The following is a 20,059-nucleotide window of genomic DNA, read 5'->3' as shown; positions in this document are numbered from 1 at the left end:
CGTCAGTTCTCGGACTGGAGATTGTCGGCGTCTATCTGCGCGTCCAGCTTGCGCAGTCCCTTGTCGAGGTCGGGGACCTTGCCCGCCTCCACGTCGTACGAGAAGTCCTGAAGGGTGGTGACGTACTGGCCGCCGTTGTTGGAGGGCGGCATCGCGGTGCTGTGCGGGTTCTGCGCGATGTCGATGAAGGTGCGGAACGCCGGATCGGCGTCCAGCTTCGGTGACTTGAGCGCCGCGAACGTCGACGGGACGTTGTGGATGTCGTTGGCGAAATGCACCACCTGATCGGTGTCCACCGTCAGGAACTTCACGAATTCCCAGGCCGCGTTCTGGTGCTTGCTGCTGTGCGCGATGCCGGCGACCGTGCCGGTGAGATAGCCGCGCCCGTACGTGTCCGCCTGGTCGTCGGGTACCGGCATCGGCGCCGTCCCCCAGTGGAATTTCGCCTTGTCGTCCTTCAGCATCAGATTGCGCCATTCCCCGTCGAGGTGCATCGCCACCCGCTGCGTCATGAACGCGCTCTGCGAGGACATTTCCTCACCGAAGCGGGAACGGAACTTCTCAAGCGCCGCGTAGCCGCCCTGCGCCTTGATCAGCGCGAGCTGGGTCTCGTAGAACTGCTTGCTGTGCGGGTCCTTGGCCAGCACCGCCTTGCCCTTGCTGTCGAAGTACTTCGGGCCCCACTGCGCGAAGAAACGGTCCGGACTGTTCTCGTACAGGCGGAAGTTGGGCATGAAGCCGACCCGCTTGTACGACCCGTCCGCGTGCCGCTCGGTGAGCTTCACGGCATCCCGCTGGAATTCCGACATCGTCCGCGGTGGCCGCTTGATGCCGGCTTCCTTGAAAGCGTCCTTGTTGTAGTACAGACCGAAGGAGTCGGCCAGCAGCGGCAGCGCGCACTGCCTTCCCTCGTACTGCGTGTAGTCGAGAAACGTCTTCGGAAAGACCTTCTCCTTCTGCACACCCGTCTTCTTCATGAACGGGTCGAGATCCGCCCACATCCCCGACGAGCAGTACTGCCCGACATTGTTGGTGGTGAACGACGACACCACGTCGGGCGCGTCGTCCCCGCCCGCCCGCAGCGCCTGGTTCATCGTCTCGTCGGTGACATTACCGATGGGCTTCACCTTGATGTTGGGGTGAAGTTTCTCGAAGCGGGCGATGCTGTCATTGATCGCTTTCACCTCGGCCGGATCCGACCAGCCGTGCCAGAACTTCAGCGTGACCGGCTTCGTCGGATCGTCACGGTCGCTGCCGACGCTCGGATTGGCGCAGCCCGAGACCAGCAGCCCGGCGGCGGCCAGCGCCACGGACAGGCAGATGCGCATGCGCGGCAGCGGCATGGCGTACTTCCTTTACGGCAGGGGGAGTTGACGTGGTGCGCAAGAGCTGAGGCGTGGGGGCGCGCCCGGCCCGGAAGGCGGGCGGGCACGTACGGGGGCAGCGGCCGTCAAGCCGTGTCGAAGACGACATCGCGGGCGGCGGCGAGCGCCGTCCGCAGCGCGCCCGTGAGGATCGGATTTCCGTCGAGATTGCTGATGCGCAGCTCGGGCCGCGGCAGCGCGAGCCCGGTGAACTCCTCCTCGACCAGCTGCCGCAGCGCTTCCCCGCCCGCCTGCGCGACCTCGCCCGACAGCACGACAAGGCGCGGGTCGACGACGGCCACCACCGCGGCGATGCCGGTGGCCAGCCGGCGCGCCACCTCGGCCCGTACGTCGTCGTGACGCAGCGCCTCCTCGACGGTGCGCACGTCGGCGGATCCGTACTGCCGCGCCAGTTCCACCACGCTCGGTGAGCCGACCAGCCGCTGGAAGCCGCCGCCGCCGTCCGGCTGCGCCGCGCTGCTCTCGCCCCCGCGGGCCAGCGGCGCGCCGGGCAGCGGCATGTAGCCGACCTCGCCCGCGCCGCCGGTGGCGCCGCGCAGCAGCTGGCCGCCCAGCACGATGGCGGCGCCGACCCCCTCGTCGGCCCACAGCAGCACGAAGTCGTCGAAGTCCTGTGCGGCGCCGTCGTGTTGCTCGGCGACGGCCGCCAGATTCACGTCGTTCTCGATCACGATCGGCGTGCCCAGCACCTCGGCCAGCTCCTCCTGGAGCGCCCGGGAGTGCCAGCCCGGCAGATGGGGCGCGTAGCGCAGCACTCCGGTCTGCGGATCCAGCGCGCCCGGCGTGCCGATCACCGCGCCGTGCAGCGCCTCCCGCCCAAGCCCTGCCTCGGCGAGCGCGCCGTCGACGGCAGCCGCGACCAGTTGCGCGGTCCGGTGCGGCACGTTCTCGGCCACCGCGTCCGTACCGACCCGCGCCCGACCGCGCACATCCCCGGCGATGTCGGCCACGGCCGCCGTGATCCCCTCCTGATCCACGGCGAGCGCGACGACCTGTGCCGCGCACGGATCGACCTCGTACAGCTGGGCGTTCGGCCCCGGCCGCCCGGTCACGTTCCCGGTCGTACGCACCAGGCCGACGGCCTCCAGCCTGGCCAGCAACTGCGAGGCGGTCGGCTTCGAAAGGCCGGTCAGCTCGCCGACCTGGGTGCGGGTCAAAGGACCCTGCGAGACGAGGAGATCGAGGGCGGCCCGGTCGTTCATGGCCCGCAACACCCGGGGCGTCCCGGGCATCCCCTGCACTCCCTGCCCCGCTCCTGCCATGACCGCCCACGCCCCGTTCCCGGCGCCCCTCCCGGACCGCCGCACCGTCTGTTAGGAAACTTTCCAATCGGTGACAGGAAGGTAGGTCGTGGGCCGGTGAGCCGTCAATGGTTTCGGCGCGGCGACTTTGCGCCTGCGTCCCACCGCAAAGGCCCGCGCGCCACGGGGTACGTGGCGCGCGGGCCTTCGGGCCTGTCCGGGTGGGCTCAGCCCGTGAACCCGTCCCCCTTGACGGCCGTCACGAACGCCGACCACCCGACGGCGGCGAAAACGAGCGCCGGACCTGCCGGGTTCTTGCTGTCACGGACGGGGACGAGGCCGGGGTGACCGTCGGAGACCTCAAGGCACTCGCCACCCTGACCGTTGCTGTAGCTGCTCTTGCGCCAGCGCGCGGTGCTCAGCTCGTTCTGGTTCATTGCCTGTGTTCCTCCGCCGCCGATTCGATCAGGGTCAGGGACGCCTCCGGTGACAGCGTGGCGACCCTGAGCAGATCGTAAGCGCGCTGGGCCAGCGTCACCACAGCCGGATCATCCATCAGCATTCCCGCAAACTCGGTCTCTGTATAGGCGGTTGGCGGTGCATCGTCGAACTCCATCAGAGCCAGCATGCCGCCCATGGAGGCATGGGCTCCTGCTGTGTGCGGCAGGACTGTCACCACCGCCTTGCGCTCCCGCACCATCGCAGCGATGTGGTCCAGTTGCGCTGCCATCACGGCAGGTCCGCCGACCGGTGTGCGGATCGTGTTCTCGTGCAGGATCACCCAATACTCGGGTCGTGCAGCGCCCTGCAGTATGTCGGCTCGTTCCATCCGAGCCGTCACCGTTTGCTGTACGTACTCATCGGTGACGAACGGGTTCGCCGCGACCGTGACGGCTTCCGCGTACGCGGCGGTCTGCAGGAGACCCGGAACGACCGTGGGCGCGAACGCGCAGATCTTGGTGGCCAGCCCTTCCAACTCCGCCATCTGCGCAAAATAATCCGCATACCGCTTGTCGTCGATCAGCTTGCGCCAGGTGCGTTCGAAAAAGCCCTCGGTTTGCAGGACTTCATCGATGCGGATCGCCACATCCAATTGTGGGCGGCGGATCGCCTGCTCGAACTGGCCGATGTAGCCGCCGGAGACGAATACCAGGAGCCCCAGACCGTCCTGCGTGAGTCCCGCGTTCTCTCTCCGTCGCTTGAGTTCCGTGCCGAAGAACTCCCAGGCGGCCTGTTGTTGGCTGCTCCGCGGACCTTTGGCCATGGCCTACTCCCTTGCTCCGTACGGCAGTTGCGGTATGCCGTTCGTGGCGGAGCCTAGTTCCGTACGGGCGCGCTGCGCATGGGAACGGAGGCCGGATACACGAAAAGACCCCCGCGCCACGAACTCCGTGACGCGAGGGCCCTTTTCGGTTCTTCCCGGCGGCTATTTGCCCAACTGCGGCGGCGCTATCGGTTGCGACGCCTTGGACTGGGGGGAATCCGGATTGTTGAGTGCGGACGGGGCGGCCACCGAGGCGGCCGGATCGGGGATTTCCTCGGGGTCTTCCCCGGGGGCCGGGCGCGGGGCGAGACGGATGTCGGCGCCGTCCAGGGCCCGCTTGATCCGCCAGCGCAGTTCGCGCTCGATGCCGGGGGCCTTGCCCGGCATGGTCTTGCCCGAGACGCTGATGGTGACCGTGTCGAGGTGCACCTCGCTCAGGCCGAGGACCTCGACCGGCTCCCACAGCTGCTCGTTCCACGGCTCGGCCTTGGACATCTCGTCGCCGGTCGCGGTGATGAGCTCGCGGGCGCGGTCCAGGTCCTGGTCGGCGGCGAGCAGCACGTCGACGTGGGCGGTGGACCAGCCCTGGCTGAGGTTCCCGATCCGCTTGACCTCGCCGTTGCGGATGTACCAGATGGCGCCGTTGGGGCCGCGCAGCTTGGTCACCCGCAGGCCGACCTCGATGACCGTGCCGGTGGCCACCCCGGCGTCGATCTCGTCCCCGACGCCGTACTGGTCCTCCAGGATCATGAAGACGCCGGAGAGGAAGTCCGTGACGAGATTGCGGGCGCCGAAACCGATGGCCACACCCGCCACACCCGCGCTCGCCAGCAGCGGCGCCAGGTTGATCTTGAGGACGGACAGCACGGTCAGCGCGGCCGTCCCCATGATGACGAAGGAGGCGACGCTGCGCAGCACCGAACCGATCGCCTCGGACCGCTGGCGGCGCCGCTCGGCGTTCACCAGGAGGCCGCCGAGCGCGGTGCCCTGGGCGGCGGTCGCGGTGCGGTTCATGCGGTCGATGAGGCGGGTGATGGTGCGGCGTATCACATGCCGGAGCACCACCGCGATCACGATGATCAGCACGATCTGGAGCCCGGACGTGAGCCACGTCCCCCAGTTGTCCTGCACCCAGCCGGCCGCGTTGGTGGCCTTCTCCGTGGCGTCGTCGAGCGAGGTCGGGCCGGTGGGGCCGGGAGTTGCGGCGCTGTACGGCGCGGCGGCGACCGGCGAGGCGGACCAGTACACAGCAGAACCTTCCGTGTCGGGAGATCGGCCCGGACCGTGGCGGTGCCCCGGGGCCGGGCAGACCCACCACACTAACGGGGCAACGGGTATGACTCGCGCCCGTGTTCGAGTCGGGCGGTCCCATGACGGCCTGAAAGAGGGGGAAGTAACACCATGTGGCGGGAGGTGAAGGGGTGTGGTGGAAAACACCTCAAGGCCGTTACCCGGTCATGGTGGCGCCACGACCAGGCACCGGGGGACACTGTGGGGAGATCGTCCCGGCGCGAGCCACGCGCCGCCGGCGTACAAGGAGGCACCCGTGCCGCACGTCCTGGTCCTCAACGCGTCGTACGAGCCGCTCGGCGTCGTACCGCTCCGCCGCGCGCTCATCCTCGTGCTCAATGAGAAGGCTGTCAGCCTTGAGGAGTCCGGCGCCCTGATGCACAGCGCGACCCATGTCATTCCGGCTCCGAGTGTGGTCCGCCTGAAGCGGTTTGTGCGGGTGCCCTTTCGCGGCCCCGTTCCGCTGACCCGCCGGGCGCTCTTCGCCCGTGACGGCGGGCGCTGTATGTACTGCGGTGGCGTCGCAACCAGCGTCGACCACGTCATCCCTCGAAGCCGCGGCGGCCAGCACACCTGGGAGAACGTCGTCGCCGCCTGCCGACGCTGCAACCACGTCAAGGCCGACCGCCACGTCGCCGAGATCGGCTGGCGGCTGAGGCATCAACCCGCCCCGCCGTCCGGCCTCGCGTGGCGGATCATCGGCACGGGACACCGGGATCCGCGCTGGTTGCCGTATTTGCAGCCGTACGGCGCGGATGACGCCCTGGCCCGGATCAACGCCGTATCGGCTTAGATCCGGGCTTTCGCATATCCGGACGTGTATCCGGACGTGTATCCGGACGGGTATCCGCAGGTCACCGCCGAGACGGGGGTGGGCCGCTCCACAGGGGGCGGCCCGCCCCCGTCCCGCGTTTCCGCGGCTTGTCAAGTGGTCGGCCCCGGGGCGCTTTTCGGGTGCGCGGCGGGCGGGGGAGTGGTGGGCGAGACCCCGCAGGACTTGCCGTCCGATGTCCGTTTTGCCGGTACTCTGTGCGTCGGTCATGGGGTCGGGCAGCGAAATCGCCCGTGTCGAGCTAATGTGATGTGGGTCACGCTTGGTGGGAGATTACGTCTGCGCCCGAGTCCAATGGGTAGGCCAGACGTGTCCCACTACCGATGAACGGGAGGCCCTCGTGGCCGCATCCGCTCAGTTGCTCCTCGACGCTCTGTCCTCCAAACCGGAGGACGGCGGGCCGCTGGAGCCCGATCTGTTCGACGGGGTCTCCGACCCCGACTCCGGCATGGACGGCTCCGGGTCCTTCAGCTTCGTCGAGCCGCCCCTGACCAGCGAGCCCCCGCTCGCCGACGCCGCCCCGCTGACCAGCGAGGTGCCCATCTCCGCCGAGCTGCCGCTGACCAGCGAGCCCACCGCCGCCGGTCTGGGCACGGAGTCCATGCAGGTCTGACACTCACGGCTTGCGTGGCCCGCGCGGCCCGTCCGGCCGCCCGGTGTGCCGCCTTCGCGTGCACCCGCGCCGGGCCCGACCGCGCCCCCGGGTGACGCCGCAGGGCACTCGCGCCCGCGCCGCATCCGCCGCCACGCCCCCGTATCCGCCGTATCCGCCCCGCATCCGCGCACCGGGACGACCGCACGGTCCCCGGCGCCGCGTGCGTGCGCCCGAAGGCCCCGTTCGCGGGCCCGGTCGGCCACGTACCCCGGTGCGGGGCGGCGGTCTGCGCGGAGTCCGGTGGCGACGTGCACTCTTCCGGCCCGCCGCGCCGTCCGGCACCATGCCGTGGACACCATCCAGAGATCCGACCATTACCGGTCCGGGGAGTTGGAGGGCACCATGGCACGCCGTACGAGACCGAGCGTCGGATCGGACGCATCCGGCGAGGCATCCGATGTATCGGGTCCGCCCTCGACGCTTCCCGCAGCCCCTGCACCCCGCAGGTTCCGCAGGCCCCGGCGCGTCATCGGCGCCTTCGCCCTCGCCGCCGTCGCGGCCCTCGCCCCCGCCCAGCTCCCGGCGTCCGCCCAGTCGCCGGACGCGGCGCCGGCGCGGGGGCGCACCGGCCCGTGCGAAGGCCCGGTGCGGCCCGCGTCCCAGATGGCCGTCGCCCCCTGCGACAGCCCCGCCCGGATCATCGACAAGGCCGCGCACATCGTCCCCACCAAGGGGCAACTCGCCTGGCAGGAGCGGGAGGTCACCGCCTTCACGCACTTCGGCATGAACACCTTCACCGGCCGCGAGTGGGGCTCGGGCGCCGAGGACGAGAAGCTCTTCGCGCCGTCCCGCATCGACGTCGGCCAGTGGATGCGCGCGTACAAGGCGGCCGGCGCCGAGCAGGTCATGCTCACCGCCAAGCACCACGACGGTTTCGTGCTCTACCCGAGCCGCTACAGCCCGCACACCGTCGAGGCCAGCCCCGGAAGCCCCGACGTCGTCGGCGCGTACGTCAAGGCGGCCCGAGCGGCGGGGCTCAAGGTCGGCATCTACCTCTCGCCGTCCGACGGCGCCGAACTCCCGCACGCCTGGCACGCGCGCTGGGTCGAGGAGATCCGCAAGAAGCAGCAGGAGGGCAAGCCGCTCAGCCTGCCGGAGCAGGTGGCGCTGGCCGACGGGGACCGGGCGCCGCGCGGCCTCGGCCGCTTCGGCAACGGCAGCAGGGCCACCGCACGCACCATCCCCACCCTCGTACCCGGCGACGACCGCGCCGCCGCCGTCCGCAGCGGCGGGCTGCCCGTCTTCCACGTCCGCGCGGACGACTACGACGCGTACTACCTCAACCAGGTCTACGAACTGTTCACCCAGTACGGGCCGATCGACGAACTGTGGCTGGACGGCGCGAACCCGTGGACCGACTCCGGCATCACCCAGCCCTACGACGCCGCGCAGTGGTTCCGGATGATCCACCAACTCTCCCCTGACACCGTCGTCTTCGCGGGCCCGCAGGGTGCCCGCTGGGTCGGCAACGAGAAGGGGATCGCGCGGGAGACGGAGTGGAGCGTGACCCCGTCGGCCCAGGACCCGTGGACCGTCATGGCCGGCGGGCTGCCGAACGACTCCACCGACCCCGACATCGGCTCCCGCGCCAAGCTCATCGCGCCCACCACCAAATACCTCCAGTGGTACCCGGCCGAGGCCGATGTCTCGCTGCGCCCCGGCTGGTTCCATCACCCCGGTGAACGGCCCAAGACCCCGGCGCAGTTGATGGACCTGTACGAGAAGAGCGTGGGCCGCAACGCCTCGCTGCTGCTGAACGTCCCGCCCGCCAAGGACGGCCGGATCGCCCCGGAGGACGTCGCCTCGCTCACCGCCTTCGGCGCGGCCGTCCGCGCGACCTACGGGCACAGCGCCTGCGCCGCCGCCCGGCCGTGCACCTTCGACCGGATCGCCGTCGCCGAGGACACCGGGCACGGGCAGCGGGTGGAACGGTTCGCCGTCCAGGCGCGGCGGGACGGGGTCTGGCGGCAGGTCGCGGAAGGCACCACCAACAGACCCCGGGCGCGCGGCCCGGCGGGGCGTCGGATACGTTGACCCCGTGAGCAACAAGGTCAAGAAGAATGCCCTGCGCGCCGGAACCATCACGGCCGGCACCGCGCTGATGCTGCTGATGTCGTCCCCCGCGTTTGCGCTCACCCGCGACGATGGTGACGACCCGGGTCCGGGTCTGAGCGTGATCCAGACGCTCGGCCTCTATGTCGCTGCGCCCATCGTTCTTTTCCTGGTCATCGCCGGGCTGGTCATGGCGGGCGACAAGTCCCGCAAGCAGACCAAGTCCGAGGGCTGACACCGGGCACAAGTGACGCCTTCAGGGCGCCTATCGGTTCGAACGAACCGGTAGGCGCCTTTTGTCGTTTCTGCCGGAAAAGCGGGCGCTATCAGGGGTTTTGTGGGGTCGAGATGTTTAACCCGCTCTAACCTACGATGCCGTAACCTACGGATCCGTAGGTCGTACTTACGGTCCCGTAGGTCATCGTCGTCCCCTGGAGTACCCCCCGTGACCATCGCCACCGCCCGGCTCGACGCAGAGCGCGGTCAGACCGCATGGAGTGACGCCCATCTGCTCTACGCGCTCGAAGAGGTCGTCGAGAAGGAACTGAACCGGCACCTGAAGGTCGCCAAGGAATGGATGCCCCACGAGTACGTGCCGTGGAGCGACGGCCGTAACTTCGACGGCGTCATGGGCGGCGAAGCCTGGGCGCCCGAGCAGTCCAAGGTCTCCGACATCGGCCGCACCGCTCTCGTGGTCAACCTCCTCACCGAGGACAACCTCCCCAGCTACCACCACGAGATCGCCAGCCTCTTCGGCCGCGACGGCGCCTGGGGCACCTGGGTGCACCGCTGGACCGCGGAGGAGGGCAGGCACGGCATCGTGATGCGCGACTACCTCCTCACCAGCCGCGCCGTCGACCCCGTCGAGCTGGAGCGCTTCCGCATGGCGCACATGTCGGAAGGGTTCGAGTCCGACAACAGCCACAGCATGCTGCACTCCGTCGCGTACGTCGCCTTCCAGGAGCTGGCCACCCGGATCTCGCACCGCAACACCGGCCACCACTCCGGCGACCCGGTCTGCGACCGGATGCTGTCCCGGATCGCCACCGACGAGAACCTCCACATGGTCTTCTACCGCAACCTGCTGGGCGCGGCCTTCGAGCTGGCGCCCGACCAGACCATGTGCGCCGTACGCGACGTCGTCACCGGCTTCCGGATGCCGGGCCACGGCATGCCCGGCTTCGAGCGGGCCGCGGCGCGGATGGCCATCGGCGGGATCTACAACCTGCGGATCCACCACGACGACGTGCTCCAGCCGGTGCTGCGCTACCTCAAGGTGCTGGAGATCGGCGGGCTCGGCCCGTCCGGGCTCGCGGCCCAGGAGGAGCTGGGACTCTTCATGGGCGGCCTGGACGACCAGGCGCGCAAGTTCGACGAGCGGCGGGCCGCGCTGCTCGCCCGCCGCGCCGCCCGGAGCTGATCGGCGGCCGGCGCCGGGGCCGGGACGGTGACCGTTCATTCCTGCTGAACGGAACTGCCGGAATTTTTTGCCGGGCCTGACGGGCCGGGGAATGCCACGGGGGGCCGCCGGCGGCCGGCGGTGAGGCCGCCACCGGGTGCGTACGCTGCCCGTATGGCCGACTGGGACATCAAAAAGCTGCGCATCCTGCGCACGCTCCACGAGTTGGGCACGGTCACCGCGACCGCCGAGGCGTTGCACATGACGCCTTCGGCGGTCTCGCAGCAGCTGACCGGGCTCGCCAAGGCGCTCGGCGTGCCGCTCCTGGAGGCCCACGGGCGGCGGGTCAGGCTCACCGACGCCGCGCACCTGGTGCTGCGCCACGCCGACGCGGTCTTCGCGCAGTTGGAGCGTGCCGACGCCGAACTGCTCGGCTACCTCAGGGGCGAGGCGGGCCGGGTCAGGGTCGGCGCGTTCTCCACCGCGATCCCCGCGCTGGTCGTCCCCGCCGTGCAGGAGCTGCGCCGCAGCCTTCCCGGCCTTTCCGTCGTGGTGCGGGAGGCCGAGGCGGATGCGGCGTACGAGCTGCTGGCCGAGGGCAGCGTCGACCTGGCGCTGTCGCTCGCCGCGCACGCCCCGACGCCCCGCGACCCCAGGTTCAGCCGGATCTCGCTGCTCGCCGACCCGCTGGACGTGGCGCTGCCGGCCGGTCATCCGCTGGCTGCCGAGCCCGGCCTGCGGCTCGCCGACCTGTCCGGCGAATCCTGGATCTTCGGCAGCAGCGGCCCGTGGTCCCACATCACCACCACCGCCTGCGAGAGCGCCGGATTCGTCCCCGAGCAGGCGCACGCGGCGGCCGACTGGAGCGCGATCCTGGCGATGGTCGCGGCGGGCATGGGGGTCGCGCTGGTGCCGCGGATGGCGATGGCGGGCGGGATCGGCGCCGCGCTCGGCCGGGGGGAGCGGGACGGCGCCCGGGTCGTACTGCGGGTGCTGCACGCCGACCAGCCGCGCCGCCATGTGGTGGCCGCCGCGCGGCGCGGCTCCGAAGGGGCGCCAGGACTGGCCCGGGTACTGGCCGCGCTCCGGCAGGCCGCCGAAACCGTTCAGTCCAGCTGAACACCCACCTCAAGAACTTTCGATGGACCTGCCGAGTCCGGGCTGCGACGGTGGAACGGCCCCAGCACGCAGGTCACGTCGAGAGGCAGAAATGACCACCACCCCGGCCGACTCCACCGATCCGCACGCCAACGACGCCGCCCCGTACGGCGGCGGCGACCCGTACGCCGACTACCGCGGCGGGGACTTCCCCTTCACCTCGCTCGTCGACCTCGCCGACCGCGGCTTCGGCGCCGGAGTGATCGCCGCGAACGACGAGTTCTTCGCCGAGCGCGAGAACCTGCTGAAGCCGGGCCCCGCGGTCTTCGACCCCGAGCACTTCGGCCACAAGGGCAAGATCATGGACGGCTGGGAGACCCGTCGCCGCCGCGGCGCCGACGGCGCGCACCCCTTCCCCACCGACGACGCACACGACTGGGCGCTGATCCGCCTCGCCGCCCCCGGCGTCATCCGCGGCATCATCGTCGACACCGCCCACTTCCGCGGCAACTACCCGCAGCAGATCACCGTCGAGGCCACCGCGCTGCCCGGCAGCCCAGGCCCCGACGACCTGCTCGCCGACGACGTGAAGTGGGAGGAGCTGGTCCCGCGCACGCCGGTACGCGGCCACGCCGCCAACGGCTTCGAGATCACCGTCGAGCGCCGCTTCACACACCTGCGCCTCAAGCAGCACCCCGACGGCGGCATCGCCCGGCTGCGGGTGCACGGCGAGGTCGTCGCCGACCCGGCGTGGCTCGACGTGCTCGGCACCTTCGACCTGGCGTCCGTGATGCACGGCGGCGCCGTCGAGGACGCGTCCGACCGCTTCTACTCCTCGCCCACCCAGATCATCCAGCCCGGCCTGTCCCGCAAGATGGACGACGGCTGGGAGAACCGCCGCCGCCGGGTCAAGGGCACCAACGACTGGGTCCGCTTCCGCCTCGCCGCCCAGGGCGAGATCCGCGCCGTCGAGATCGACACCGCCTACCTCAAGGGCAACTCCGCCGGCTGGGCCGCCCTGTACGGCTGCGACGGCACCCCGGATGACGCCGACTCGTGGTTCGAGATCCTGCCCCGCACCAGGCTCCAGCCCGACACCCCGCACCGCTTCACGCTGCCCGACGCCGTCACCGCCACCCACATCAGGCTCGACGTCTTCCCCGACGGCGGCCTCGCCCGGATGCGGGTGCACGGCAGCCTCACCACGGCGGGCCGCACCGCGCTCGGCCGCCGCTTCAGCGCGCTCGGCTAAGTCCACCGACTCGCCCGGCGGCTTCACCGCACACGCAAGGGGCGCCCGCGGCCAACCGGCCACGGGCGCCCCCGCGTTCACGCACCCGCCGGACGTCAGCCGGCCGCCGCGTCCGCCGCCTGCGCCTTCAGCGCCCGCTCGATGCCCGCACGCGACTCGGTGACCAGCCGCCGCAGCGCCGCACTCGGCTCCGCCGCCGCCAGCCACGCGTCCGTCGCGTCCAGCGTCTCCTGCACGACCTGCACCGCCGGGTACAGGCCCACCGCGATCTGCTGCGCCATCTCGTGGCTGCGCGCGTCCCAGACGCTCTTGACCACGTCGAAGTACCGCGCGGCGTAAGGCGCCAGCAGCTCCCGCTGGTCGGGCTGCACGAAGCCGCCGATGACGGCCTCCTGCACGGCGTTGGGCAGCGTGTCCGAGGTCACGACGGACGCCCACGCCTCGGCCTTCGCCTCCGCCGTCGGCCGCGCCGCCCGTGCCGAGGCCGCGTGCAGCTCGCCCGCCGACGTACGGTCCCGCTCCAGCTCGGCGTCGATGGCCTTCTCGTCCGCCCGGCCGGTGGCCGCGAGCCGCTGGAGCAGCGACCAGCGCAGATCCGTGTCGACCGCGAGACCGGGCACCGACTCGCTGCCGTCCAGCAGCCCCTGGAGCATGTCAAGCTGCTCGCCGGTACGGGCCGCGGAGGCGAACGCGCGGGCCCACGCCAGCTGGTGGTCGCTGCCCGGGGCCGCGGCCCGCAGGTGTTCGAGGGCCGCGTCGGTCCACAGCGCCAGGCCGGTCGCACGCCAGTCCGGCGCCGCGAACAGTTCGAGCGCCGACCGCACCTGCCGGTGCAGCGACTGCACGACGCCGATGTCCGACTCCTTGCCGATGCCGGACAGCACCAGCGACAGGTAGTCACGGGTGGCCAGTTCACCGTCGCGCGTCATGTCCCACGCGGACGCCCACGACAGGGCGCGCGGCAGCGATTCGGTGAAGTCGCCGAGGTGCGCGGTGACGGCCTTCAGCGACTCCTCGTCGAGGCGGACCTTGGCGTACGACAGGTCGTCGTCGTTCAGCAGGATCACCGCGGGCCGCGCGGTGTCCTTCGGGAACGGCACCTCGGTCAGCTCGCCGTCCACGTCCAGCTCGATGCGGTCGGTGCGGACGAGCTTGCCGTCCTGGAGGTCGTAGCAGCCGATCGCGATGCGGTGCGGGCGCAGCACCGGCTCGCCCGTCGCGCCGGTGGGCAGCGCGGGCGCCTCCTGGCGGACCGCGAACGAGGTGACGTGGCCCGCCGCGTCGACCTCGATCTCCGGGCGCAGGATGTTGATGCCCGCGGTCTGGAGCCACTTCTTCGACCAGGTCTTCAGGTCACGGCCGCTGGTCTCCTCCAGCGCGCCCAGCAGGTCGCTCAGCCGGGTGTTCCCGTACGCGTGCGCCTTGAAGTACGCCTGGACGCCCTGGAAGAAGGCGTCCATCCCGACGTAGGCCACCAGCTGCTTGAGCACCGACGCGCCCTTGGCGTAGGTGATCCCGTCGAAGTTGACCAGCACGTCGTCCAGGTCACGGATCTCCGCCATGATCGGGTGCGTCGACGGCAGCTGGTCCTGCCGGTACGCCCAGGTCTTCATGGAGTTGGCGAACGTGGTCCAGGAGTGTGGCCACTTGCTGCCCGGCGCGTACGCCTGGCAGGCGATCGAGGTGTAGGTGGCGAACGACTCGTTCAGCCACAGGTCGTTCCACCACTCCATGGTGACCAGGTCGCCGAACCACATGTGCGCCAGCTCGTGCAGGATGGTCTCGGCGCGCGTCTCGTACGCCGCGTCCGTCACCTTCGAGCGGAAGACGTACTGGTCGCGGATGGTCACCGCGCCCGCGTTCTCCATCGCACCGGCGTTGAACTCCGGCACGAAGAGCTGGTCGTACTTCTCGAACGGGTAGGCGTAGTCGAACTTCTCCTGGAACCAGTCGAAGCCCTGCCGGGTGACCGCGAAGATCTCCTCCGCGTCCAGGTGCTCGGCAAGCGAGGGACGGCAGTAGATCCCCAGCGGCACCGACCGCCCGTCCGTGCCCTCCCAGCTGCTGTGCACGCTGTGGTACGGGCCGACGATCAGCGCCGTGACGTACGTCGAGATCCGCGGCGTCGGCGCGAAGTGCCAGATGTTGTCGCTCGGTTCCGGCGTCGGCGAGTTGGAGATCACCGTCCAGCCGTCCGGCGCCTTCACGGTGAACTCGAACGTCGCCTTCAGGTCGGGCTGCTCGAAGCTGGCGAACACCCGGCGGGCGTCCGGCACCTCGAACTGGGTGTAGAGATACGCCTGTTCATCGACCGGGTCGACGAAGCGGTGCAGTCCCTCACCGGTGTTGGTGTAGGCGCAGTCCGCGATGACCCGCAGCTCGTTGCGGCCCGCCCGCAGGCCGGACAGCGCGATCCGCGAGTCCTGGAACACCTCGGCCGGATCCAGCGCCACACCGTTGAGCTGCACCTCGTGCACGGCCGGCGCCACCAGGTCGATGAACGTGTCGGCACCCGCGTCGGCGGAGTCGAAGCGCACCGTGGTCGCGGACCGGTAGGTGCCGCCCTCCTGCGCGCCGGAGAGGTCGAGGTCGATCTCGTACGCGTCCACGGTCAGCAGCCGCGCCCGCTGCTGCGCCTCGTCGCGGGTCAGGTTCGTGCCAGGCACCGGATCATCTCCTCGTAAGCGTCCTTGTATGCGGCGTTACGCCATCCTTCCACGGTGGTCGCCGAGCACCGCAGCCGTGGGGGCAGGGCCAGGAGGGGGCCATCAGTAGCATCAGGGGGATTATGAGGATCAGCGTGAGCCTTCCGCAGGAGGACATCGTCTCCGTCGATGAGTTCGCCGCGAGGACGGGGCGGGGTCGCGGTCCGCCGTGATACACGCCGCCATTGAGCTGCTGCGCGCCGCAGAGCTGGAGGCGCAGTACACGGAGGCGTTCGAGGAGTGGGACGCGAGCGGGGACGCGGCTTTCTGGGACCGGATGGCCGGGGACGGAATTGCCGATGCGACGTGGTGACAGCTATCTGGTCGACATATCGGCGCGGTCCCCCGGCAGCGCATGGCGGAGATCGACGTGGCGCTGCGCCGCCATCTGGCGCTCTGAGGGCCTCATACGGCAGGGCGGGCGGGGCCGGTGGTGACCGGTCCCGCCCGCCCTGTGCCGGGGTGCGGTGCGGGTCAGCCCCGCAGCTCCGCCGCGACCAGCTCCGCGATCTGGACGGCGTTCAGTGCCGCGCCCTTGCGGAGGTTGTCGTTGGAGACGAACAGCGCGAGACCGTTCTCGGCCGTCTCGTCCTCGCGGATGCGGCCCACGAACGACGCGTCCTGGCCCGCCGCCTGGAGCGGGGTCGGCACGTCGGAGAGGGTGACGCCGGGGGCGCCGGCCAGCAGCTCCTGGGCGCGGGCGGCGTCGAGCGGGCGCGCGAAGCGGGCGTTGATCTGGAGCGAGTGACCGGTGAAGACCGGCACCCGCACGCAGGTGCCGGAGACCTTCAGGCCGGGGATGCCGAGGATCTTGCGGCTCTCGTGGCGGAGCTTCTGCTCCTCGTCGGTCTCGTTCAGACCGTCGTCGACGATCGAGCCGGCCATCGGCAGCACGTTGAACGCGATCGGGCGGACGTACTTGTCGGGCTCGGGGAACTCCACGGCCGCGCCGTCGTGCGTCAGCTTGGTGGCGTCCTGCTCGATGGCCTTGCGGGCCTGCCCGTCCAGCTCATCGACGCCGGCCAGACCGCTGCCTGACACCGCCTGGTAGGTGGAGACGACCAGCGAGACCAGACCGGCCGCGTCGTGCAGCGGACGCAGTACCGGCATCGCCGCCATCGTCGTGCAGTTCGGGTTGGCGATGATGCCCTTGGGGCGCTCGGTGATCGCCGCGGGGTTCACCTCGGAGACGACCAGCGGGACCTCGGGGTCACGGCGCCAGGCGGAGGAGTTGTCGATGACGACGGGGCCCGCGGCGGCGACCTTCGGCGCCAGCGCCTTGGAGGTCGAGCCACCGGCCGAGAACAGCACGATGTCAAGTCCTGAGAAGTCGGCGGTGGACGCGTCCTCGATCGTGATCTCGGTGTCCTGCCAGGGCAGCGTGCGGCCGGCGGACCGGGCCGAAGCGAACAGGCGCAGCTGCTCGACCGGGAAGTTCCGCTCGGCGAGAATGCCCCGCATCACGCCGCCGACCTGTCCGGTGGCTCCGACGATTCCGATCCTCATGGGACTCCTTCTTCCTCATCCTGACATGGGTGCTTCCTGGGAACACCTGCTCAGAAGCGCACCCATCATGTGTGTGAAGCACGTCGCTTTGTCCAATCCATTCCCCTCTGCGGACGGCATGACCGCAGCTCGGGGCGGTCGCCGGGGCGGTGGGACGCCGCTTGACCGGTGTCCGGAGGGCCCCTACGTTTTCGGGGGGCGGCGAAAGCCGAGGCCGCCGCGGCGACGGGGCGAGGAGAGCCATGACGGTGAGCGGTCCTTACCACGAGGGGGAGCGGGCGGTGCAGCGCCGGGCCGGGGAGACCGAGCGGGCCGACCGCATCGGACTCTCTATCGGCAGCGGCATCGGCGACATCGCCGCCGTCTTCCTCGGCCTCCAGACCCAGCTGGTGATCGCCGCGGCCGACGGCGCGGGCCGGCTGTGGTGCTCCCAGCTCACCGGCCCGCCCGGATTCCTGCGGGCCACCGGGCCGCACACGCTGTCCGTCGCGGCCCGCCCGCCCGAAGGCGACCCGCTCGCCGCCGCGCTCGCCGCCGGACCGCTGCCGCTCGGCACCCTCGCCCTGGACGTGCGCACCCGCCGCAGGCTGCGGCTCAACGGAACGGCCAGGCCCACCCCGCGCGGCCTCGCCCTCGCCACCGGACAGGTCTTCCCCAACTGCCCGGCCAGGCTGCGCCCCCGCAGGCCACTGCCGCCCGCGGCCCCCGACGCACCCGGCGCCCGTACCGCCCGCACGTGGCGGGGCGCGGCGCTGACCGAGGCGCAGCGACGCACGGTCGCCGCAGCCGACACCTTCTACCTCGCCACCGCCGACCCCGCGGGCGCCGCCGACGCGGGCCACCGCGGCGGCCCGCCCGGCTTCGTCACCGCCACCTCGCCCACCCGGCTGACCTGGCCCGACCGGCCGGGGAACGCGATGTTCGCCGCGCTGGGCAATCTGGAGCTGCGCCCGCAGGCCGGGCTGCTGTTCGCCGACTGGGCCACCGGCGACCTGCTCCAGTTGACCGGCCTGGCCCGCACCGACTGGTCGGCCGCACGGGTGGCGGCCTTCCCCGGCGCCCGGCGGGTCGTCGACTTCGATGTGACGGCGGTGGTGGCGACCGGCGCCGGCAGCCCGCTGCGCTGGAGCGAGCCGGTGCCGCCCGCCCGCCGCGGCGCGTAGGGCGCCGAACCGGGCCTCCGCTACCCCGGCAGATGAACTCCCGGTGACCCGCGCCCGCCCATGGGCGCAGCACCCCGTGACCGCCCGGCGGCGGCGTGATCCCTGTGCGGTGATGGGCCACCGGCGTTGCGGTGGCGTTCACGTCCAGGTCATCCCCGCTGCCAACGATCCCCAGTGACACGGCAGTTGTGCTGCCGGCCGCCTTCGCGTACGCACTCGGGGAGTTCGCGCATGTCCCGTATACGGTCCGCCGCCTCCGCTCTCGACCGCCGTGCCTTCCTCGCCGCCACCGGAGCCGCCGGGGCCGCCGCCGGCCTCGGCCTCGCCTTCGGCGGCGGCGACCGGCCCGCCGTCGCCGCCACACCGACGCCGGGCCCGGCACCCGCCGCGCCCGTACCGGTCGACGCACCCGCCGTCCCCGGCGTCCCTTACACCCGGGGCACCACCCTCGCGGGCGTCGCCACCCCGCGCGGCACGGGCTACCGCAGGCTCGCCGAAGGCCCGGCCTGGCCGCGCCTGGTCCGCTCCGACCTGGCCGGCGCGCACCGGGGCCGCGAGGACCGGCGCACCGCGCTCGCCTCCTTCGTCCAGTTCACCGACCTGCACCTGGTCGACGTGCAGAGCCCGCTGCGCTACGAGTACCTGCGCTCCGAGACCGCGAGCGCCTGGCGGCCCCAGGAGGCGCTGTCCGTCGCCGGGGTGGTCTCGCTGATCGAGCGGGTCAACGCGCTGCCGGGCGGCCCCGCCACCGGCGCCCCGCTGTCGTTCGTGATGACCACGGGCGACAACACCGACAACAACTCCCGCCTCGAACTCGACTGGTTCCTCACCGCCATGAGCGGCGGCCGGATCACCCCCAACTCCGGTGACCCGCGCCGCTACGAAGGCGTCCAGGACAGCGGCCTGCCCCTCTACTGGCAGCCGGACCGCGCGCTGCGCGACGCCGACAAGCAGCGCGGCTTCCCGCACCTGCACGGCTTCCTCGACGCCGCGATCCGCACCCTGCACAGCCCCGGACTGCGGATGCCCTGGTACTCCACCGTCGGCAACCACGACTCGCTGCCCGGCGGCTGCTACGCACCCGGCGACCCCTTCTTCACCGGCATCGCCACCGGCGAACGCAAACTGGAGACGCTGCCCGCCGACCGCGCCGCGCAGGTCTGGAAGGCCGTCAGGAAGGGCCTCGACCCCAAGGGCGCCGACTTCAAGGCGCTGCTGGCGTCACAGGCGAAGAAGGCCAGGCAGGTCACCCCCGACGAGCGGCGCGCGCCCTTCACCCGCGCCGGGTACCTCACCGCCCACCTCGACCCGGCACGTACAGGACCCGGGCCGCACGGCCACGGCTACACCGCCGCCCACCTCGAAGGCGACCGGCTGTACTACTCCTTCCGGATCTCCGACGACGTCCTCGGCATCAGCCTGGACACCACCGACCCGGCCGGCCACTACACCGGATCCATCGGCGACGGCCAACTCGCCTGGTTGAAGCGGACGTTGCGGGACAACGAGCGGCACGCGAACGCGCACGTCATGGTCTTCAGCCATCACACCGGCACGAGCATGGACAACACCCGCCCCGACCCGTCCCGCCCGGACGAACGGCGGCACACCGGCGCCGAGCTGATCGACCTGCTCTCCGCCCACCCCTCCGTCGTGGCCTGGATCAACGGGCACACCCACAAGAACGAGATCGTCCCGCACCCCGGCTTCTGGGAGATCTCCACCGCCTCGCACATCGACTTCCCGCAACTCGCCCGGGTCATCGAGCTGACGGACAACCACGACGGCACCCTGTCCCTGTTCACCACCCTGATCGAGTCGGCCGCACCGGCCAGGACCGACTTCGCCGACCTCTCCCAGACCGGCCTGGCCGCCCTCTACCGCGAGCTGTCCTGCAACACCCCCGGGGCCCGCACGGACCTGGCGGGCACCCCCGCCGACCGCAACGTGGAACTGCTGCTCAGGCGCGGCTGATCCGCCCCGCCGCAGGCCGGGCGGCCGACGGGAAAAGGCATCGACAACCCGGCCGGATTCCGCGTTGGCTTGAGGCATGCCCGAACTGCGCACCGAACGCCTCGTACTCCGCCACTGGCGGCTTCCAGGCCGGTTTCGCGGCTCGCGGCTAGGCGGTGTCTTCAATTGTCACGCCCACATCAGGAGCGAGGCGAGTGTGACGGCTGCCTGGTAGGACTCGGCGGTCTTGTCGTAACGGGTCGC

The 20,059-nt window shown here is 71.1% G+C and carries 17 protein-coding genes; 10 read left to right on the top strand and 7 right to left on the bottom strand.

Going from position 1 to position 20,059, the window contains the following annotated elements; translation table 11 throughout:
• Nucleotides 1-2 precede the first annotated feature (2 nt).
• The 5 genes from ACGFNI_RS19325 to ACGFNI_RS19305 form a co-directional block, all read right to left on the bottom strand.
• Nucleotides 3-1,343 carry an ABC transporter substrate-binding protein gene (locus ACGFNI_RS19325; RefSeq protein WP_393685274.1) on the bottom strand — a complete coding sequence of 447 codons (1,341 nt, stop codon included), beginning with the start codon at nucleotides 1,341-1,343 and terminating at the stop codon, nucleotides 3-5.
• Nucleotides 1,344-1,450: 107 nt separating this feature from the next.
• Complete coding sequence (locus tag ACGFNI_RS19320; RefSeq protein ID WP_393685884.1) at nucleotides 1,451-2,587, bottom strand: ROK family transcriptional regulator; 1,137 nt, start codon at nucleotides 2,585-2,587, stop codon at nucleotides 1,451-1,453.
• A 266-nt stretch (nucleotides 2,588-2,853) separates the two neighbouring features.
• A complete protein-coding gene (locus tag ACGFNI_RS19315) occupies nucleotides 2,854-3,063 on the bottom strand; it encodes a DUF397 domain-containing protein (RefSeq protein ID WP_393685273.1) in 210 nt (69 codons plus the stop codon).
• The gene (locus ACGFNI_RS19310) at nucleotides 3,060-3,890 is read right to left on the bottom strand and encodes a helix-turn-helix domain-containing protein (protein ID WP_393685272.1); all 831 of its coding nucleotides are present in this window, start codon (nucleotides 3,888-3,890) and stop codon (nucleotides 3,060-3,062) included. Before ACGFNI_RS19310 ends, ACGFNI_RS19315 begins: the two co-directional genes overlap by 4 nt.
• Before the next feature lie 162 nt (nucleotides 3,891-4,052).
• A complete protein-coding gene (locus ACGFNI_RS19305) occupies nucleotides 4,053-5,138 on the bottom strand; it encodes a mechanosensitive ion channel family protein (protein WP_393685271.1) in 1,086 nt (361 codons plus the stop codon).
• Nucleotides 5,139-5,436: 298 nt separating this feature from the next.
• Here ACGFNI_RS19305 and ACGFNI_RS19300 point away from each other — a divergent pair, with 298 nt between their 5' ends.
• The 7 genes from ACGFNI_RS19300 (at nucleotide 5,437) to alc (ending at nucleotide 12,468) form a co-directional block, all read left to right on the top strand.
• A complete protein-coding gene (locus ACGFNI_RS19300; protein WP_227044839.1) occupies nucleotides 5,437-5,973 on the top strand; it encodes an HNH endonuclease in 537 nt (178 codons plus the stop codon).
• Between the two features lie 379 nt (nucleotides 5,974-6,352).
• Nucleotides 6,353-6,625: a hypothetical protein gene (locus tag ACGFNI_RS19295; RefSeq protein ID WP_393685269.1), complete on the top strand. Its 273-nt coding sequence runs from the start codon at nucleotides 6,353-6,355 to the stop codon at nucleotides 6,623-6,625.
• 384 nt (nucleotides 6,626-7,009) lie between these two features.
• Nucleotides 7,010-8,701 carry an alpha-L-fucosidase gene (locus ACGFNI_RS19290; RefSeq protein ID WP_393685268.1) on the top strand — a complete coding sequence of 564 codons (1,692 nt, stop codon included), beginning with the start codon at nucleotides 7,010-7,012 and terminating at the stop codon, nucleotides 8,699-8,701.
• A 4-nt stretch (nucleotides 8,702-8,705) separates the two neighbouring features.
• Entirely contained in the window at nucleotides 8,706-8,954 is a 249-nt protein-coding gene (locus ACGFNI_RS19285; protein WP_393685266.1) for a hypothetical protein, read from the top strand.
• Nucleotides 8,955-9,164: 210 nt separating this feature from the next.
• Nucleotides 9,165-10,139, top strand: a complete 975-nt coding sequence (locus ACGFNI_RS19280) for an acyl-ACP desaturase (protein ID WP_393685264.1) — start codon at nucleotides 9,165-9,167, stop codon at nucleotides 10,137-10,139.
• A gap of 153 nt (nucleotides 10,140-10,292) precedes the next feature.
• Nucleotides 10,293-11,237 carry a LysR family transcriptional regulator gene (locus ACGFNI_RS19275; protein WP_393685262.1) on the top strand — a complete coding sequence of 315 codons (945 nt, stop codon included), beginning with the start codon at nucleotides 10,293-10,295 and terminating at the stop codon, nucleotides 11,235-11,237.
• A 91-nt stretch (nucleotides 11,238-11,328) separates the two neighbouring features.
• Nucleotides 11,329-12,468 carry an allantoicase gene (alc, locus tag ACGFNI_RS19270; protein ID WP_393685260.1) on the top strand — a complete coding sequence of 380 codons (1,140 nt, stop codon included), beginning with the start codon at nucleotides 11,329-11,331 and terminating at the stop codon, nucleotides 12,466-12,468.
• A 95-nt stretch (nucleotides 12,469-12,563) separates the two neighbouring features.
• Here the strand turns inward: alc and pepN are convergent, their stop codons facing one another.
• The gene (gene pepN / locus ACGFNI_RS19265) at nucleotides 12,564-15,134 is read right to left on the bottom strand and encodes an aminopeptidase N (RefSeq protein ID WP_393685259.1); all 2,571 of its coding nucleotides are present in this window, start codon (nucleotides 15,132-15,134) and stop codon (nucleotides 12,564-12,566) included.
• Between the two features lie 208 nt (nucleotides 15,135-15,342).
• Between pepN and ACGFNI_RS19260 the strand changes: the two genes are divergently transcribed.
• On the top strand, nucleotides 15,343-15,486 hold the full coding sequence (locus ACGFNI_RS19260) for a hypothetical protein (RefSeq protein ID WP_393685258.1): 144 nt from the start codon (nucleotides 15,343-15,345) through the stop codon (nucleotides 15,484-15,486).
• 161 nt (nucleotides 15,487-15,647) lie between these two features.
• Here the strand turns inward: ACGFNI_RS19260 and ACGFNI_RS19255 are convergent, their stop codons facing one another.
• Nucleotides 15,648-16,679 (bottom strand): aspartate-semialdehyde dehydrogenase, encoded by a 1,032-nt coding sequence (locus ACGFNI_RS19255; protein ID WP_393685257.1) that lies wholly within the window; start codon nucleotides 16,677-16,679, stop codon nucleotides 15,648-15,650.
• Nucleotides 16,680-16,921: 242 nt separating this feature from the next.
• Between ACGFNI_RS19255 and ACGFNI_RS19250 the strand changes: the two genes are divergently transcribed.
• Together ACGFNI_RS19250 and ACGFNI_RS19245 are read left to right on the top strand one after the other, a co-directional pair.
• The gene (locus ACGFNI_RS19250) at nucleotides 16,922-17,842 is read left to right on the top strand and encodes a pyridoxamine 5'-phosphate oxidase family protein (RefSeq protein ID WP_393685255.1); all 921 of its coding nucleotides are present in this window, start codon (nucleotides 16,922-16,924) and stop codon (nucleotides 17,840-17,842) included.
• Nucleotides 17,843-18,073: 231 nt separating this feature from the next.
• Complete coding sequence (locus ACGFNI_RS19245; RefSeq protein WP_393685254.1) at nucleotides 18,074-19,816, top strand: TIGR03767 family metallophosphoesterase; 1,743 nt, start codon at nucleotides 18,074-18,076, stop codon at nucleotides 19,814-19,816.
• Nucleotides 19,817-20,059 lie beyond the last annotated feature (243 nt).

Origin of the sequence: Streptomyces sp. NPDC048644, from assembly GCF_043199105.1 — a bacterium.
GTDB lineage: Bacteria > Actinomycetota > Actinomycetes > Streptomycetales > Streptomycetaceae > Streptomyces.
This window is presented reverse-complemented; position numbering and strand designations above follow the sequence as displayed.

Coding starts and splice junctions, on each gene's coding strand:
- ACGFNI_RS19290 (WP_393685268.1), top strand. CDS start 7,010: ATGGCACGCCGTACGAGACCGAGCGTCGGATCGGACGCATCCGGCGAG.
- ACGFNI_RS19245 (WP_393685254.1), top strand. CDS start 18,074: ATGTCCCGTATACGGTCCGCCGCCTCCGCTCTCGACCGCCGTGCCTTC.
- ACGFNI_RS19325 (WP_393685274.1), bottom strand. CDS start 1,343: ATGCCGCTGCCGCGCATGCGCATCTGCCTGTCCGTGGCGCTGGCCGCC.
- ACGFNI_RS19255 (WP_393685257.1), bottom strand. CDS start 16,679: ATGAGGATCGGAATCGTCGGAGCCACCGGACAGGTCGGCGGCGTGATG.
- alc (WP_393685260.1), top strand. CDS start 11,329: ATGACCACCACCCCGGCCGACTCCACCGATCCGCACGCCAACGACGCC.
- ACGFNI_RS19275 (WP_393685262.1), top strand. CDS start 10,293: ATGGCCGACTGGGACATCAAAAAGCTGCGCATCCTGCGCACGCTCCAC.
- ACGFNI_RS19315 (WP_393685273.1), bottom strand. CDS start 3,063: ATGAACCAGAACGAGCTGAGCACCGCGCGCTGGCGCAAGAGCAGCTAC.
- ACGFNI_RS19310 (WP_393685272.1), bottom strand. CDS start 3,890: ATGGCCAAAGGTCCGCGGAGCAGCCAACAACAGGCCGCCTGGGAGTTC.
- ACGFNI_RS19320 (WP_393685884.1), bottom strand. CDS start 2,587: ATGAACGACCGGGCCGCCCTCGATCTCCTCGTCTCGCAGGGTCCTTTG.
- ACGFNI_RS19250 (WP_393685255.1), top strand. CDS start 16,922: ATGACGGTGAGCGGTCCTTACCACGAGGGGGAGCGGGCGGTGCAGCGC.